The organism is Brucella cytisi, assembly GCF_038433355.1.
Classification (GTDB): domain Bacteria; phylum Pseudomonadota; class Alphaproteobacteria; order Rhizobiales; family Rhizobiaceae; genus Brucella; species Brucella cytisi.
This window is the reverse complement of the sequence record NZ_JBCAUP010000006.1, coordinates 41313-56262: the sequence shown is the minus strand read 5'-3', so window position 1 is coordinate 56262 and position 14950 is coordinate 41313. Positions and strand designations below refer to the sequence as shown.

The window sequence follows — 14950 nt, the reverse complement described above, 5'->3', positions numbered from 1 at the left end:
ATCAATATCAGGAATGTTCCATCTCGTTCAAAACAGCAGATTTCTGTGCAGAGCGCAGGCTGTTGAAGAAAAATCAGCCGCCGTTCACCAACGCCAGAATAAGCTGGTGGACATTGCCGCCATTGCCCATCTCAACCTTGTCGAAGGCGCGGCCCTGAGCGCGCTGCACGTCCACCATATCGGTGATTTCCTTGATGAGCACCTTGCGGATCTTCTGGCATTTCGGGTCGTTTGGAACCGACAAGCCAACGGTCCGGCGCACGATCTCGCGCGTCATGTCCTTGGCATGGTCGCCGTGCACAAGCTCATGCTTGCGGATGCCTTCGGAGAAAGTCTCCCAATGCTCCTTCACGGGCGAGGCAAGTTTCTGCGAGGGCTTCGGCAGCATATAGGTGATCTTCAGCTTCGGTGTGGCCGACAGGATCGTACAGGCATTGTTGGAGCGGTCGAACTTCCGGTCCCAGGTCAGCACATAGCTGGTATGGGCGATGACGCGGGTTTTGCCGCCGCCGATCTTCGGGCCACGCTCGCCGATGGATTCATAAAGTTGGGGACCGGTTTTCCCGGCGATGGCGTAGGTTTTGATTTCCTCGACGGCTTTCCAGTTGTCCTCTGCAAGTGCAGGTGCCGCCACCAGAATTCCAAGGAATGCGAATACTGCCGCTTTTTTCACGCTTGTCCCGATCCATCGATTTGCCCGGATGATTTGCGGGCAAGCTACAATATCAGCGGACGATGCGTAAACGGCTTTCCAGCAAAAAGCCCGCCCCGGTTTCCCGGGGCGGGCTTTTTCAGATCATATATTGATCTTACTTTTCGATAGTGCGGTTCCAGCGGCTGTTGAGCTGCTGGCGACCTTCATTGACGGCATCCCAGTCGAGCGTATTGGCTGTTTTCATGTAGCCGTTGAAAGCGTCGAGCTTGGCTTGCGCATCAGGCGTACCGGCCTTTGCCTTCTGGTTCGACGGAATGAGGTTGCCATGGTCGAGCGCCTTGCTCTGCGCATCTGCCGAAAGCAGATAGTGAGCAAGCTTCTGGCTCAGTTCGGGTTCGTTGTTGCCTGCGAGCACACATTCGGTCACGGCGAGGACGACAGAGCCTTCCTTCGGCTGTGCATATTCAACCGGTATGCCCTTGGCTTTCAGGTTATTGACGCCCGTCGGCGTCAGCGGGAAGATCGCTGCCTCGCCGGTCTGCACCATTTCCGAGATCTTAGCCGATGACGGAATGTATTCCAGGACGTTCTTGCCGATTGTGTCCGGGAATTTTTCGAAGCCCGGTTCGAGGTTCTTTTCATCACCGCCCTGAATTCGGTTGAACATCAAGAAGGCGTGGAGGCCGAAAGTCGAAGCGGAAGCCGACTGGAACACCACGGCGTTCGCATATTTTTCGTCGGCAAAGTCCATCCACGAGGTCGGTGCTGCCCAGCCCTTTTCGTCGAAAAGCTTCTTGTTATAGGCAATGCCGGTCATGCCCATATCGATGCCGATGGCCATGTCGTTCTTGAGACGCGCGGCAGGCTGAATATCAGCCAGAACCGGATCATCAGAAATCTTCTGGCACAGGCCGGAACTGATTGCGCGCACCATGACGCCATCGTCGAGCAGCATGACATGCATCTGCGGATTATCCTTCTGCGCGGTTGCTTTGGCGAGAATATCCGCCGAGTTGCCCGGCACGACAACGACCTTGACGTTGTTGGCCTTTTCAAATTCCGGCAGAACGTGCTCGGTATAGGCCTTCTCCATATTGCCGCCATTCATGCCGATATAGAGCGTCTTGGTTTCAGCCGATGCGGCGGAGGCAAAGGCGACCGACAGGCCGAGCGCCAACAGGGCGGACTTGGTGATGGCCTTGGTAACGGATTGAGTTTTCATGCTACTCCCCTTTGTGGTTTGAGTTTTTATTGAACCGGTCGATACGGAATGCATCGATCGGCGTTTCCGTCTCGCCTTTGACGGCGAGATCGCAAAGAACAGCGCCCACAGCCGGGCCGGTCTGGAAACCGGCGCCGCAAAATCCGAAGGCGTGAAAGAGGTTCTTGACCTGGCTGCTTGGCCCGATCACCGGATTATCGTCCGGCAGTTCCGATTCAGTGCCAGACCAGAAACGGATAACCTGGGCATTTTTCAGATGCGGGAAAAGTTCGATGGCACGCAGCATCACCGATGACGCCGCATTGACCGAAGGCCGCGAAAAATCCGGGTTTTCAAGCGGTGTACCGCGCCCGCCGCCCATCACATAATTGCCGCGCGTTACCTGACGACCGTAGAAGCCGCCGCCTTCTTCGCCAAGGCTCATCAGCAGGCGAAACGGCATTGGCTCGGTAACGACCATCGACGGATAGATGCGCTGGAGCGGCACCGGCTCGCCGAAAGACGCTGCAAACTGATCCGACCATGCACCGGCGCAATTGAACAGAAGACGCGAGCGGATTTCGATCGTGTCACCCGTGGGGTAAGAGCCCGCCAGAATGGCAAATCCATCACCGGTTTCACGCGCTTCGATGACCGGCGTGTTTTCCAGCACCGTGGCCCCCGCCGCCAGTGCAGCGCGGGCAAAGGCAGGCGCGACCAGACGCGGATTGGCGTGGCCATCTTCCGCACAGAGCGAAGCGCCCGCGACGTTGCCCGGAAGCCATGGGAAACGTTCCCGCACCGCATTGCCGCCGATCAGCTCTACATCGAGCCCAAGCGGCTGCACCGTGGCGGCATAAGCTTCTAGGCTTGCGAAATGCGCTTCCGTGCGCGCAAGCTTCAAATGTCCGCTGCGAATATATTCGCCATCGATGCCAATAAGTTCCGGCAGACGCGCCCACAATGCGTGCGAACGCTGTGCGAGCGGCAGCTGTTCTGGCGCGCGCCCCTGTCTGCGCACGCCGCCATAATTGATGCCGCTTGCCTGCGCGCCGCAAAAGCCCTTGTCGAGCAGGATGACCGACAACCCGGCCTGCCGCATGAAAAGAGTCGCCGAACCGCCAACAATCCCGCCACCAATAATCACCGCATCGGCCTGAAGATACTTTGTCATGACGAAGCGCCTCCCCTGGCCGGCGCACCAAAGCCAAGCGGGATCGGTTTGACCGGTGCCTGCGCGCGGATGCGCCCGACTTCAGCGGGCGTCTTGTCCTGCATCGAAGCCAGAAGTTCGGCAGTCGCAGCGGTACACATGCGCCCCTGACAGCGCCCCATCCCCACACGGGTAAGCGCCTTTAGCCGGTTGATCTCACGCGTATCGCCTTGGCTGATGACTGCCTTCGCTTCACGCACCGCGATTTCTTCGCAACGGCAAAGTGTGACATCGCCTGCAATCGTGTCAAACCAGTCGTGCGGGAACGGGAAGGCTTTTTCGACGATCAGGCGTTCGCGATATATATGATCGAGCTTTGCGAGAAGACCACGTTCCGTGCCTTCGTCAAAGGGCAAGCTCCTATCGCGCAACAAAGCAATCGCGGCCAGATGCCCACGAATTTCGGCGGCATCCGCACCGGCAATGCCCGCGCCGTCACCCGCGACATAGACGCCTTCGCGGCTTGAGCGGCCAAGCGTGTCGGCAGCAGGAAGCCACGCACGATCGCGTTCTTCAAAGCGGAATTCGCAACCGACGAGATCAGCAAGCTGGGTCTCGGGGCGCAGCGCAAAGCCATAGGCCAGCGCATCGCATTCAACCTCGCGAACACGCTTGCCTGTGCGATAGCGAACGCCTTCGACATGACCTTCGCCCAGAACTTCATCTGGGCGCACATTATAATGGATCGGCACGCCGCCAAGCTTCAACCGCAGGCCGTAATAAGCGCCAAGAGCGACAATGCGCGGTGCATAAAGCGCCAGATGTGCCAGATGGAGTTTTGAAGCGAATGGCGCCGTGTCCAGGACGGCCGCAACCTTCGCACCAGCATTATGATACTGACAGGCGACCAGATAAAGCAGCGGCCCCGAACCCATGAACACCACGCGTTCACCGACCGTGCAGCCTTGCGCCTTGAGTGCCGTCTGCGACGCGCCAAGCGTATAGACGCCGGGCTTGGTCCAGCCTTTGAACGGTAGAACCCGGTCCGTAGCTCCCGTCGCCAGAATGAGATAGCTGTAGGGCAGCTGGCTATGGACGCCCCTGGTCAGGAGATCGAGATGATCGCCATCATTCCGGGTGATATTCCAGACCAGCGTTTCTGGGCGGTAATCAATTGCACCGCGCAATGTGTCGAAGGTCTTGTGTAGCGCTTCGGCCTTATGCGCTTCCGACCCATAACGGCTAAAATAGCTGCGCCCGTCATCGAGCGGCGGGCGACGGTAGATCTGGCCGCCAGACCGAAATCCTTCATCGAGAACGATGGGCCTGAGACCTGCCTTGACCAACGTTTCGGCTGCACGAATGCCCGCAGGACCAGCGCCGACAATAACCGGATGGAGGACCGCATTCATAGTGCAGGCTCCGTCACAAAGGCCATGCCGTCTTCCAGAAGCGTGGTGCAGGCACGAAGCTTGTGGCCTTCAGCCGTCATGACATGACAATCCTGACACGCGCCGATCAGGCAGAAGCCCGCACGCGGTTCTCCAGTAAATTCGGTATAACGCAGCTTTCCCTGCACGGAGAGAATGGCTGTCAGCACGGTATCGCCACGACGTCCCTCGAAGGAAACGCCGTCAAGCGAGAAGCTGATCGGCTGTTCGGTCAGCCGATACCGTCTGCGGAACTGAGCCGCCGAAGGGGAAACCGGGATCGTCATAATCTGCCTGCTCAACCCTTGCCCACCAGAAGCCGGTCGAGGCCGAACATGCGATCGATGATAATCATGGTCACGGTGGCAACGAGGATCATGAGCGCCGAAACCGCCGCCATCATCGGGTCGATGGATTCGCTGGCATACATATACATGCGGACCGGCAGCGTGACCGTGGACGGAGAAGTGACGAAGATCGACATCGTGAGTTCATCGAACGAATTGATGAAGGCGAGCAGCCAGCCGCCCGACAGGCCCGGCAAAAGCAATGGCAAGGTGATGCGACGGAACACGGTCCACTCACCCGCGCCGAGTGTGCGCGCTGCATTTTCCGCATTGCGATCCATGCTGCCAAGCGAAGCGAGGATGAGGCGCAACGCATAAGGCGTGACGACAATCGAATGTGCCGCGACCAGCCAGACGAAGGAGCCGGTGAAACCCATCAGCGAAAACAGGCGCAGGAATGCAACGCCCAGAACCAGATGCGGAATGATGAGTGGCGACAGGAAAAGCGCGTTCAGCGCATCGCGACCGCGGAAGTTACACTGCGCAATCGCCAGACCAGACGGCACGGCCAGAAGCGTCGAAATCGTTGCCGAGAAGAACGCGAGCTGCACACTATTATAGAACGAGGTCATGAAATCGTTATGCTCGAACACGGCCAGGAACCAGCGCAGCGACAAGCCCGCATTCGGGCCGCTCCACGGCATGGTCAATGTGTTTTCCGGTGTGAAGGCAACCAGGCACACCACAACCATCGGCGCCAGCATGAAGATGACGATCAGCGTGTGGAAGAAAAGGGCGAAAGGACCGTTCTTAACCATGGCTCTATCCCAGCTTCTTCTTGGCCTGCCCTTCGAGCAGACGATTATAGGCAATCATAATGACGAGATTGGCGACCAGAACGATGATGGCGATCGCAGCACCCAACGGCCAGTTCAGCTCGATCAGGAACTCATCATAGACGACAGTCGCCGCCATCTTGAGACGACGTCCGCCGAGAAGACCCGGAATAGCGAAGGAGCTGGCCGAAAGCGCAAACACGATGAGGCTGCCCGACAAGATTCCAAGGACTGCCTGCGGAAACACCACACGGCGAAGTGCTGTCAGGCGCGATGCGCCGAGCGTCAGCGCTGCGGCTTCCACCGACGGATCGAGCTTCTGCAGCACGGTCCAGACCGGGATCACCATGAATGGCAGCATGATATGCACCAGACCGATGACGATGGCCGTTTCGCTGTAGAGGATCTGCGCCGTCGGCAGACCCACCATGTCGAGGGCGCTGTTCACGAGGCCGTTGCGGCCCAGCAACATGCTCCAGCCAAATGTGCGGACCACGACCGAAACCAGAAGCGGGCCGATGATGACCAAAAGGAAGATCGAGCGCCATGGCTTGCGCATATTGGACAGAATATAGGCCTCGGGCACACCGACCAGCACCGTGATGACGGTTGTGATCAACGCCAGCTTGAGCGTGCGCCAGAAGATCGAAAGGTAATAGGGGTCTTTCAGAACCTGCACATAATTGGCAAGCGAGTAGACGTTCTCAATGCCCTTGTCATAGCTGTAGCTATTGAATGAAAGCAGCACGGTAAGGCCGAGCGGCAGCAGCACCAGCGCGAAGAACAAAAGCGTCGACGGCCCGACCAGAAAGAGCGGGGTCAGATCGCGCTGCCCTTTGGGCGCGGCGGATGTATCCTCTGAGGTGACGCCCGACATGTTCAGTTCACCCCTGCGGTAAGGATGCGGCAATCCTCATGGTTCCAGCTAAGGCCAACCGATGTGCCTTCCGAGGGCGGCGGGTTGCCGAGATTAGGCAGCGCCACCGAAAGCTGGCCCGCAGGCGTTGCCACGCCAAGCAGCCACTGCGCACCCATGAAATAGCGCGTGGTCACTTCACCGGCGATATGCCCCTCGCCTGCTGCAACGAGCTGCAGCTTTTCAGGACGGATGAAGACGGACAATTCTCCGGAAACCTGTTTGCCATTTGCGGGAAAGCGGATTGCAGTTTCCGCCAGCGCAATCATATCGCCCTCGGCGCGCGCTTTCAGGAAGTTCGACTTGCCGACGAAGTTGGAAATAAAGTGGTTATGCGGGTGCTCATAGAGCTTGTATGGCGCATCGACCTGCGTGATGACGCCCTTTTCCATAACCACTATGCGGTCGCTGATCGAAAGCGCTTCGGCCTGATCGTGCGTAACCATGATGGTGGTAATGCCGACAGTACGCTGGATGCGGCGCAGCTCGAACTGCATTTCTTCACGCAGTTGCGCATCGAGATTGGAAAGCGGCTCATCAAGCAGCAGGACCGGAGGATTGATGACCAGCGCGCGGGCAATGGCCACACGCTGACGCTGGCCGCCGGACATTTCACGCGGGTAACGATCGGCAAGTGCGCTGAGATGCACCAGTTCCAGCACGTCGCGAACGCGCTTTTCGCGCTCCACCTTCGATACGTTGCGCATCTCGAGACCGAAACTCACATTCTGCGTGACCGTCATGTGCGGGAAGAGTGCATAGCTCTGGAAGACAACGCCAAGTTCGCGCTTGGCCGGGGCAAGGCGCGTGATCTCGCGCCCATCGAGCGTAATGGAACCTGCAGTCGGCGTTACCAGCCCGGCGATCATCTGCAAGGTCGTGGTCTTGCCGCAACCGGAGGGACCGAGAAGCGAAATGAACTCGCCCTTTTCAATCGTCAGGTTGAAATTGTCCACGGCCGCGAACTTGCCATAGTGGCGGGAAATTCCGGAAAGGGTCAAAAAGCTCATTGCATCTCTCTCTCGGTCTAATGTCCTCCTTGAATAGCAGGGGAGCAGAAGCGCCGTGATGTTGTCTCACGTCGCCTCTTCATCGGGGCTGGCTGGGGGGAGCGGCTTGATCGCGCTTTTCAGGCGCGACCGGACCTTGGGTCTTTTGAACACGTGACTATCCAGCCGCTAACGCAGCCGCAGCGTTCCCCATTACGTCAAGTTAAAACCGCCGACCCGCTTACAGCATTGGTTGCAATAGCTTGCCGGACCTTCCCATTGGCGACGGTTCCAGTTGGCGGAAAATTCTGCAGGAATGCAAATTATAATTTTCAAATCTGGAAGAAATTATATATTTCTTTCAAAATACAGAATTTGGAAGAAAAATAATGGATGATATATCTGAGAATCCGAAATCCAGCGCCGCACTTAACTCAAGTCTGGTGAAGGCAATCCATATTTTGAAAGGTCTGGCATTCAGCACCGAGTACGGCGTGCGGCTGATCGATCTGGCGCGGGACCTCGAACTCAGCCAGCCATCGACCCATCGCCTGCTGAAGACGCTGATTGCGGAAAACCTTGTCGAACAGCTTCCCGACAAGAAGGCCTATCGCCTGTCCCTGGAATTTTTCGCGATGGCAGCGCAGGCGCGCCAGCGCGATGGCATATTAAGCATTGCGCGCCCGTCGCTTCTGCGGCTTTCGACCACGTTCAACGATACGGTCTTCCTGCTGGTACGCAGCAATTTCGATGCGGTCTGCCTCGACCGGGTGGAAGGCCCGTTTCCGATCCGCTCTTTTACCGGCGATATTGGCGGCAAGGTGCCACTAGGCATCGGTCAGGGCAGCCTCGCCATTCTCTCCTTCCTGCCGGATGAAGAGCGCGAGGCAATCATACGCTTCAACATGCCCCGCATTCTGGACAAGTCTGCTGTCGACGAGGTCGACCTGCGCATCATGATCGAGGAAGTGCGCAAGAGCGGTGCCGCAACCTTCAATTTCAACATGATCGACGGCATGGCAGGTCTCGGCGTGCCTATTTTGAACCGTGACGGCGAAGCCGTGGCAGCACTCAGTATCGGCACGCTGGCCGCACGCCTTACTGAAAAGCGCCAGCAGACGGTGACAGAACTGCTGCGCAAGGAAGCGGCAATTATCTCCCAAAAACTTAATCCGTTCGACCCGACGCTGCGACACCCCAATCAGGCTTTGTTGAAATAAACGAAAGCTTTAGCAACGCTCCACGCAACAGACTTGCTTTGTCCACAGCGGGCAAAAAGTTTGGCGATTGACACACACACGCCGTCAGCGTTTGATCGCTGTCAGGTGTGGGGGTTCTGTGGGCGGAGGCAAATTATCCAAAGCAGAAAATCCATCTCTATAACGCTACAGTATTGGAGTTCTGTTGTGATCAAATCCACCAGACGGGGAATAATCCACCTTGCCATTGCTCTCGCCGCATCGACGGCGATGGGCTCGTTCGCCACAACGGCGGCACAGGCTCAGGACAAGATCCTGCTCATCATCAATGGCGCGCTCGGCGACAAGTCGTTCTTCGACAGCGCCGCCAAGGGCATGAAGATGATCAAGGACAAGTATGGAGACGATGTCGAGACCAAGATTCTCGAAATCGGCGACGATCCGACCAAATGGGAACCGGTGTTCCTCGATGCTTCCGAGCAAGACTGGGACCTGATCATCGGCGGCACCTACCAGATGGCGGAAACTGTCGGTTCGGTCGCCCAGCAATATCCGGACAAGAAGTACGTCCTCTATGATGCAAGCGTGCCTTACGAAGAAGGCGGCTACGACAATGTCTATTCCATCCAGTACAAGCAGAACGAAGGTTCCTATCTCGGCGGTATGCTAGCGGCTTCGCTCCTGAAGGAAGGCAAGCTTGGCGATACAGGCAAGAATCTCGGCTTCCTCGGCGGTATGGACATTCCGGTCATCAACGACTTCCTCGTCGGCTATATTGCCGGTGCGCAGTCGGTCATGCCTGATGCCAAGATTGCAATTTCCTATGCCGGTTCCTTCATGGATGCTGCAAAGGGCAAGGAACTCGGCCTCGCACAGTATCGTTCCGACGTGTCGCTCGGCTTCGTCGTCGCCTCGCAGACCGGCCTCGGTCAGCTTTCGGCAGCCAAGGAAACCGGCAAATATGTTCTGGGCGTCGATTCCGATCAGGAAGCGATCTTCAAGGACAGCGATCCGGCAATTGCCAAGCAGGTTGTCAGCTCCGTTCTGAAGAATGTCGATGTCAGCCTTCTGCAGGCCTATGAACGCTTCAAGGCAGACGACCTGCCGTTCGGCAAGGCAGAAGCACTCGGCCTCAAGGAAGGCGCTGTCGGCATCGTGCAGGACGGCAACATGGCTTCCATGGCCACGCAGGAAATGAAGGACGCCATCAAGAAGGCTTCCGACGAAATTTCCGAAGGCAAGATCACGGTTCCGACCGCATTCGGCATGAGCACCGAGGATCTTAATGCGATCCGCAACAAGGTTCGTCCCTGATCGTGGAAAATCCAGCTGAAAATATTGAAGGCGGCGATGCTATCGTCGCCTTCCGCCATGTGAACAAGGTCTATCCGAACGGCACGCAAGCGCTTCGCGACGTGTCGTTCTCGATCCGCGCTGGCTCCATCCACGCCATTTGCGGCGAAAACGGTGCAGGCAAATCCACGCTCATGAAAATCCTGTTCGGCATCGAAAACGCCACGGCAGGCGAAATCATTGTCGATGGACAGCATATTGCATCCTGGTCGCCGGAAGATGCCGCCGCCAGGGGCATAGGCATGGTGCACCAGCATTTCTCGCTCGTGCCGACCCTGACGGTCACTGAGAATATCATTCTCGGTCATGAACCTGTGAAGTCTGGACTGATCGACCGTGTGAGCGCGCGCAAAATGGTCGAAGCGCTGATGCAGCAATATGATCTGCACGCCGACCCCGAAGCGATCACGGGCGCGCTTTCCGTCGCCGCCCAGCAGAAGGTTGAAATCCTAAAAGCGCTGGCGCGCCGCACGAGGCTCCTGATCCTCGACGAGCCGACCGCCGTTCTCTCTCCGCCGGAGATCGAGGAACTGATGCGCAAGCTGAAGGCACTGCGCGATGAAGGCATTACCATCCTCTTTATTTCCCACAAGCTGAACGAAGTCCGCGAGCTGGCCGAAAGCGTGACCGTGCTGCGTGCAGGTGCTGTTGCCGGCACGGAAAAGCTCGCCGATGTGCCGGACGATGCCATCATGCAGATGGTCATGGGCCATGCGGTCGACATTCCGCAACGCGCTCATAAGCACGGCGCGATGAAAGCCGTTCTCGACATGAAGAGTGTCACGACGAAAGCTGTCGATCCGGCAGACCGCATCAAGGATGTGAACCTGACCGTCGGCGCAGGTGAAATCGTTGGTGTCGCCGGTGTCGACGGCAGCGGCCAGCGCGGCCTCGTATCAGTGCTTTCCGGCCTTGCTGACGCGGCCAGCGGCACGATCAGCCTCAACGGTGAGGATATGCTGCGCGCCGACACGGCAAGCTGGCGCAGACAAGGTCTCGCTCACCTGCCAGCCGACCGCTTTTCGCAAGGTGGAGCACCCGGCCTGTCTCTCGCTGAAAACGCGATTGCCGGAACGGCATCAAGCGCCGGATCGATTACCGCCGACAAGCAGATCTTCTGGGGGCCATTCCTGCGCTGGAATGCGATCAAGGCCCGTGTCAGCGGGATGATCAAGCAATACTCGGTGCGCGCAGGCGCAATCACCGAACGGCTCGAATCCCTTTCCGGCGGCAATGCGCAAAAGCTCATTGCCGCGCGCGAACTTGCCACCAATCCGAAATTCCTGATCGCTGATCAGCCGACGCGCGGCATCGACGTTTCGGCGGCAGCCTTCCTGCACCGGCGCATCGACGAAGTGGCGCAGGGCGGCTGCGCCGTGCTGCTCGTCAGCGCCGATCTCGATGAATTGCTGCGCCTCAGCGACCGCATCGTCGTTCTCTTCAACGGACGCATCGTCGCCGTCCTGGAAAACGGACCAGACATAACACCGGCTGTCCTTGGACCTTATATGCTCGGCACAAGGGATGCAGCGTAATGCGCAGACTGATTTCCTATCTCATTCCATTCTTCCTGACCGTGCTTGTTATCGCCGTCATCATGGCGGTGCTTCTGGTGCCACTGGCGCTGATGCAGGACAATCCCGCCGGGGTTCTCAAGACGTTTTTCCTCGGACCATTCGGCAGCATTCGCCATATGGGCAACGTGGTGGAAGCAGCAACACCCATCATGCTGACAGGCCTTGCGATCACCATCATGTTCCGCTCCGGCCTGTTCAATCTCGGCGCGGAAAGCGGCTTCTTCCTCGGCGCGCTCGGCGCTGTAGCAGGTGCTGTGCTGCTCCCTTCGCTCGGATGGTTCTCGCTGCCGATTGCCATTTTGTGCGGTGCGGTTGCGGGCAGTTTCGCCTGCACCATCCCGGCAGCGCTGCGGCTGCGTTTCGGCGCATCGGAAATGGTGACGTCGCTCGTCCTGAACTATGCCTTCCTGTTTCTCGGCCTGTTCGTCCTCAACTATGTCATCCGCGACCCGGCTGCGGGCGGGATGATGTCGCTCAGGATTCCGCCCGATGCCAAGCTTGACCGCCTGCTGGCCGGTACGCGTCTCAACAGCGGTTCGATCATCGCCATTCTGGCCTGTATCGCTGGCGGCATCTGGCTTTACTGGACGCGCTCGGGCCTCAATATCCGTATCGCAGGCTCCAGTCCGGGCTTTGCCAATCATCTTGGCCTGCCGCTCAAGGGCATCATCATGCGTGCCCAGATTGTCGGCGGACTGGTAGCGGGTCTGGCCGGTGCGCTGGAAGTGCTCGGCCTTCATGCCCGCTTTGCCTGGCTCGATCTGCCCGGCTATGGCTGGACGGGCCTCGTCGTCGCCATTCTGGCGCGCGAAAATCCGTTCCTGCTTATTCCGTCCGCACTTTTCCTTGGTTTCGTGCAGATCGGCGGCGATCTTCTGGCCCGCAACATGAACATCCCGACCGAAGTCGTGGGGCTTGTAACCGCCGCCATCATGGTAGGCGCGACGGCAAGCGTCATTCACAATCATCCAACCGTATTGCGGCTGATCCGCAACCTTCGCAGTCGCGAAGGAGAACAAGCGGGAGTACAACCATGAGTATGGTTCTCGCACAAATTCTCGATCCATCCTTCATTGGCACCATCCTGCGCGTGGCAACACCTTTGTTGCTGGCGGCGCTCGGCGTGATGATTTCCGACCGCGCAGGCGTCCTCAATATCGGCATGGAAGGCATGATGCTGTCGGCGGCGCTCATTGCCGTTCTAGCCAGTGCGGCCACCGGAAGTCCGGCTTTCGGCCTGCTGGCCGCGCTCATCACAGGGGCAGTTCTCGGCTGGCTGATGTCGCTCTCGGTCAATCGGCTGGGCACCGATCTCATCATGACCGGCATCGCGCTCAACATCGCCGCCGCGGCAGCAACAACACTCGGGCTTTTTCTTGCAACGGGCGACAAGGGCATGTCGGGCGCGTTGAAAAGCGGCGCTCTGCCAAGCCTTCCCGTGCCTTTCATCGGCAATATTCACATATTGACCTTCGCCGCCCTTCTTGCCGTCCCAGCGGTCAGCCTTTTGATGATGCGCACGCGCTTCGGCCTGCATCTGCGCGCCACCGGCGTTGATCCGAAATCAGCACGCGCCGCCGGTATCCACACAGGTCGGGTGCAGATGATGGCGCTTGTCCTGTCCGGCCTCTTCGGCGGTGCAGCCGGTGCCTATCTGTCGCTCGGTTATGTCACCTGGTTCGCCCAGAACATGACTGCAGGTCGCGGTTTCATTGCCATTGCGGCGGAAGTCATGGGACAGGGAACCGCCTGGGGTACGCTTGTGGCAAGCCTGGTTCTTGCGGCGGCGGAATCTTTCGCCATTACACTTCAGAGCCTCGGACTGCCGTTCGAACTGATGCAGATGATCCCTTATCTCGTCCCCGTCGTCGTGCTGACGATCCACGCGGCGCGCCGTCAGCGGCGCGCAAAGCAACTGAAAAACTCCTGAAATGCATATCCAACATATTGAAATGAGCATGAAATGAAGGCTTGGGAACTGACCCGCGATCTGCTGCGCGACACCAAACCGGTTGTACGCACAGCGGAAGAACAGACCTGGGATGCAAGCCCTGTCATGAAGGCGCAGGACGATCTCATGGCCATGTTCTGGAAAAGCAACGTGCCAGGATCGGCAGCACCTGAATGCCTGATGGCCGGTGCGTTACAATCGCTGGAAAACAAGGGCTTCGTTCTCGCTCCTTATGAATATCTTCTTCGCGACGGGCTGGCCGCACTTGAACGCGCCGATTTTGAAACGCTGTATCGTATAGACATGCATTTGCGCGTCCTGATGCGCGCAGCGCGGCCCGATCCGAACCATCCGTCGCAAAAGACGGTGCGTTACGGATCGTGGCACGAATTCGACGCTGCCGTCCAATGGCCTGACGATTTGCTCTATGCCGTCCAGTCCGATGATTTCCGCGACCGCACCGCAGCCGCCTGGATGGCGCAGCTCGTGGGCGCTGCGGCAGGTACGGCGCTCGAAGGTTATACGGCGGAAAACATTGCCGAGGTCTTCGGACCGATCCGCGATTATGTGCGCGAGCCCAATACCTATAATGACGACATCACCTTTGAGATCGCTTTTCTGGAAGCCTTCGGTGACAAGGGTTCTGCCGTGACCAGCGCCGACATTGCCGAGCGCTGGACCTCGCTGATCCCGCTCGGCTGGTCGGCAGAGGCGATTGCGCTTTCCAATATGCGGCGGGGCCTCGCCGCGCCTGAAACCGGCACTTCCGACAATCCGTTCGATGAATGGATCGGCGCACAGATGCGCGGCACGATCTGCGGCATGGTCGTGCCGGGCCGCGCCCGTGAAGCTGCCCGCCTCGCATGGATGGATGCGGAAATCTCCCATGCCGGAAACGGTATTTTGGGCGAAGTCTTTAACGCTGTCATGGCGGCGCGCGCCTTTGTGATCAGCGACACGCGCGAATTGCTCGTCTCTACAGCAGTGCTTTTCTCAACCGACACTGAATATGGCGCGGTCCTGGCTTTCGCGCTAGACACCTGCCGTTCTGCCGGTAACTGGCAGGACGCATGGGCGAAATGCGATGCGGAATATGCTGAATATAACTGGATTCATGTCTATCCGAATGCAGCCGCGCAAGTGATTGCGCTCTGGTTTGGCGAAGGCGATTTCGACCGCACGCTCGAAATCGTCTGCGGCATCGGCCACGACGTCGACTGCAACGCCGCGCAGATTCTGAGCATGATCGCCATCCAGCGCGGGTCCACCATCATCGCCGAACGGTGGTCAGAGCCGCTGCTGGTCGACGACATCGTCACCTACATGCGCCGCCCGGCGAAAATCTCCTTCGACGCGCTTGTCGACCAGACGGTTAGTGCCGCGCGCAACGCTCTCTAGAATAT

General features: G+C 58.4%; 14 protein-coding genes. 6 read left to right on the top strand and 8 right to left on the bottom strand.

Annotated features, from left to right (window positions below; all coding sequences use genetic code 11):
- Positions 1-73 precede the first annotated feature (73 nt).
- The 8 genes from AAE521_RS07810 to AAE521_RS07775 form a co-directional block, all read right to left on the bottom strand.
- Positions 74-673 carry a DUF922 domain-containing Zn-dependent protease gene (locus AAE521_RS07810; protein WP_342060980.1) on the bottom strand — a complete coding sequence of 200 codons (600 nt, stop codon included), beginning with the start codon at positions 671-673 and terminating at the stop codon, positions 74-76.
- 136 nt (positions 674-809) lie between these two features.
- A complete protein-coding gene (locus AAE521_RS07805; protein WP_342060979.1) occupies positions 810-1877 on the bottom strand; it encodes an ABC transporter substrate-binding protein in 1068 nt (355 codons plus the stop codon).
- A 1-nt stretch (position 1878) separates the two neighbouring features.
- Entirely contained in the window at positions 1879-3030 is a 1152-nt protein-coding gene (locus tag AAE521_RS07800; protein ID WP_342060978.1) for an NAD(P)/FAD-dependent oxidoreductase, read from the bottom strand.
- Positions 3027-4421: an FAD/NAD(P)-dependent oxidoreductase gene (locus AAE521_RS07795; protein WP_342060977.1), complete on the bottom strand. Its 1395-nt coding sequence runs from the start codon at positions 4419-4421 to the stop codon at positions 3027-3029. Before AAE521_RS07795 ends, AAE521_RS07800 begins: the two co-directional genes overlap by 4 nt.
- The gene (locus AAE521_RS07790; RefSeq protein ID WP_342061112.1) at positions 4418-4726 is read right to left on the bottom strand and encodes a (2Fe-2S)-binding protein; all 309 of its coding nucleotides are present in this window, start codon (positions 4724-4726) and stop codon (positions 4418-4420) included. Before AAE521_RS07790 ends, AAE521_RS07795 begins: the two co-directional genes overlap by 4 nt.
- A gap of 11 nt (positions 4727-4737) precedes the next feature.
- Positions 4738-5544, bottom strand: a complete 807-nt coding sequence (locus AAE521_RS07785; RefSeq protein ID WP_342060976.1) for an ABC transporter permease — start codon at positions 5542-5544, stop codon at positions 4738-4740.
- A 4-nt stretch (positions 5545-5548) separates the two neighbouring features.
- Complete coding sequence (locus AAE521_RS07780) at positions 5549-6439, bottom strand: ABC transporter permease (RefSeq protein ID WP_342060975.1); 891 nt, start codon at positions 6437-6439, stop codon at positions 5549-5551.
- 2 nt (positions 6440-6441) lie between these two features.
- Positions 6442-7488, bottom strand: a complete 1047-nt coding sequence (locus tag AAE521_RS07775) for an ABC transporter ATP-binding protein (protein ID WP_071630753.1) — start codon at positions 7486-7488, stop codon at positions 6442-6444.
- 368 nt (positions 7489-7856) lie between these two features.
- On the opposite strand from AAE521_RS07775, the gene AAE521_RS07770 reads away from it, so the two are divergent.
- From AAE521_RS07770 to AAE521_RS07745, 6 genes are all read left to right on the top strand, one after another.
- Positions 7857-8687 carry an IclR family transcriptional regulator gene (locus tag AAE521_RS07770; protein ID WP_071630754.1) on the top strand — a complete coding sequence of 277 codons (831 nt, stop codon included), beginning with the start codon at positions 7857-7859 and terminating at the stop codon, positions 8685-8687.
- 186 nt (positions 8688-8873) lie between these two features.
- Entirely contained in the window at positions 8874-9980 is a 1107-nt protein-coding gene (locus AAE521_RS07765) for a BMP family ABC transporter substrate-binding protein (RefSeq protein ID WP_342060974.1), read from the top strand.
- A gap of 2 nt (positions 9981-9982) precedes the next feature.
- On the top strand, positions 9983-11554 hold the full coding sequence (locus tag AAE521_RS07760; protein ID WP_342060973.1) for an ABC transporter ATP-binding protein: 1572 nt from the start codon (positions 9983-9985) through the stop codon (positions 11552-11554).
- Positions 11554-12633: an ABC transporter permease gene (locus AAE521_RS07755; RefSeq protein ID WP_342060972.1), complete on the top strand. Its 1080-nt coding sequence runs from the start codon at positions 11554-11556 to the stop codon at positions 12631-12633. Before AAE521_RS07760 ends, AAE521_RS07755 begins: the two co-directional genes overlap by 1 nt.
- The gene (locus AAE521_RS07750; RefSeq protein WP_342060971.1) at positions 12630-13526 is read left to right on the top strand and encodes an ABC transporter permease; all 897 of its coding nucleotides are present in this window, start codon (positions 12630-12632) and stop codon (positions 13524-13526) included. Before AAE521_RS07755 ends, AAE521_RS07750 begins: the two co-directional genes overlap by 4 nt.
- 33 nt (positions 13527-13559) lie before the next feature.
- Positions 13560-14945 carry an ADP-ribosylglycohydrolase family protein gene (locus tag AAE521_RS07745; RefSeq protein ID WP_071630759.1) on the top strand — a complete coding sequence of 462 codons (1386 nt, stop codon included), beginning with the start codon at positions 13560-13562 and terminating at the stop codon, positions 14943-14945.
- The last annotated feature ends 5 nt before the right edge of the window (positions 14946-14950 follow it).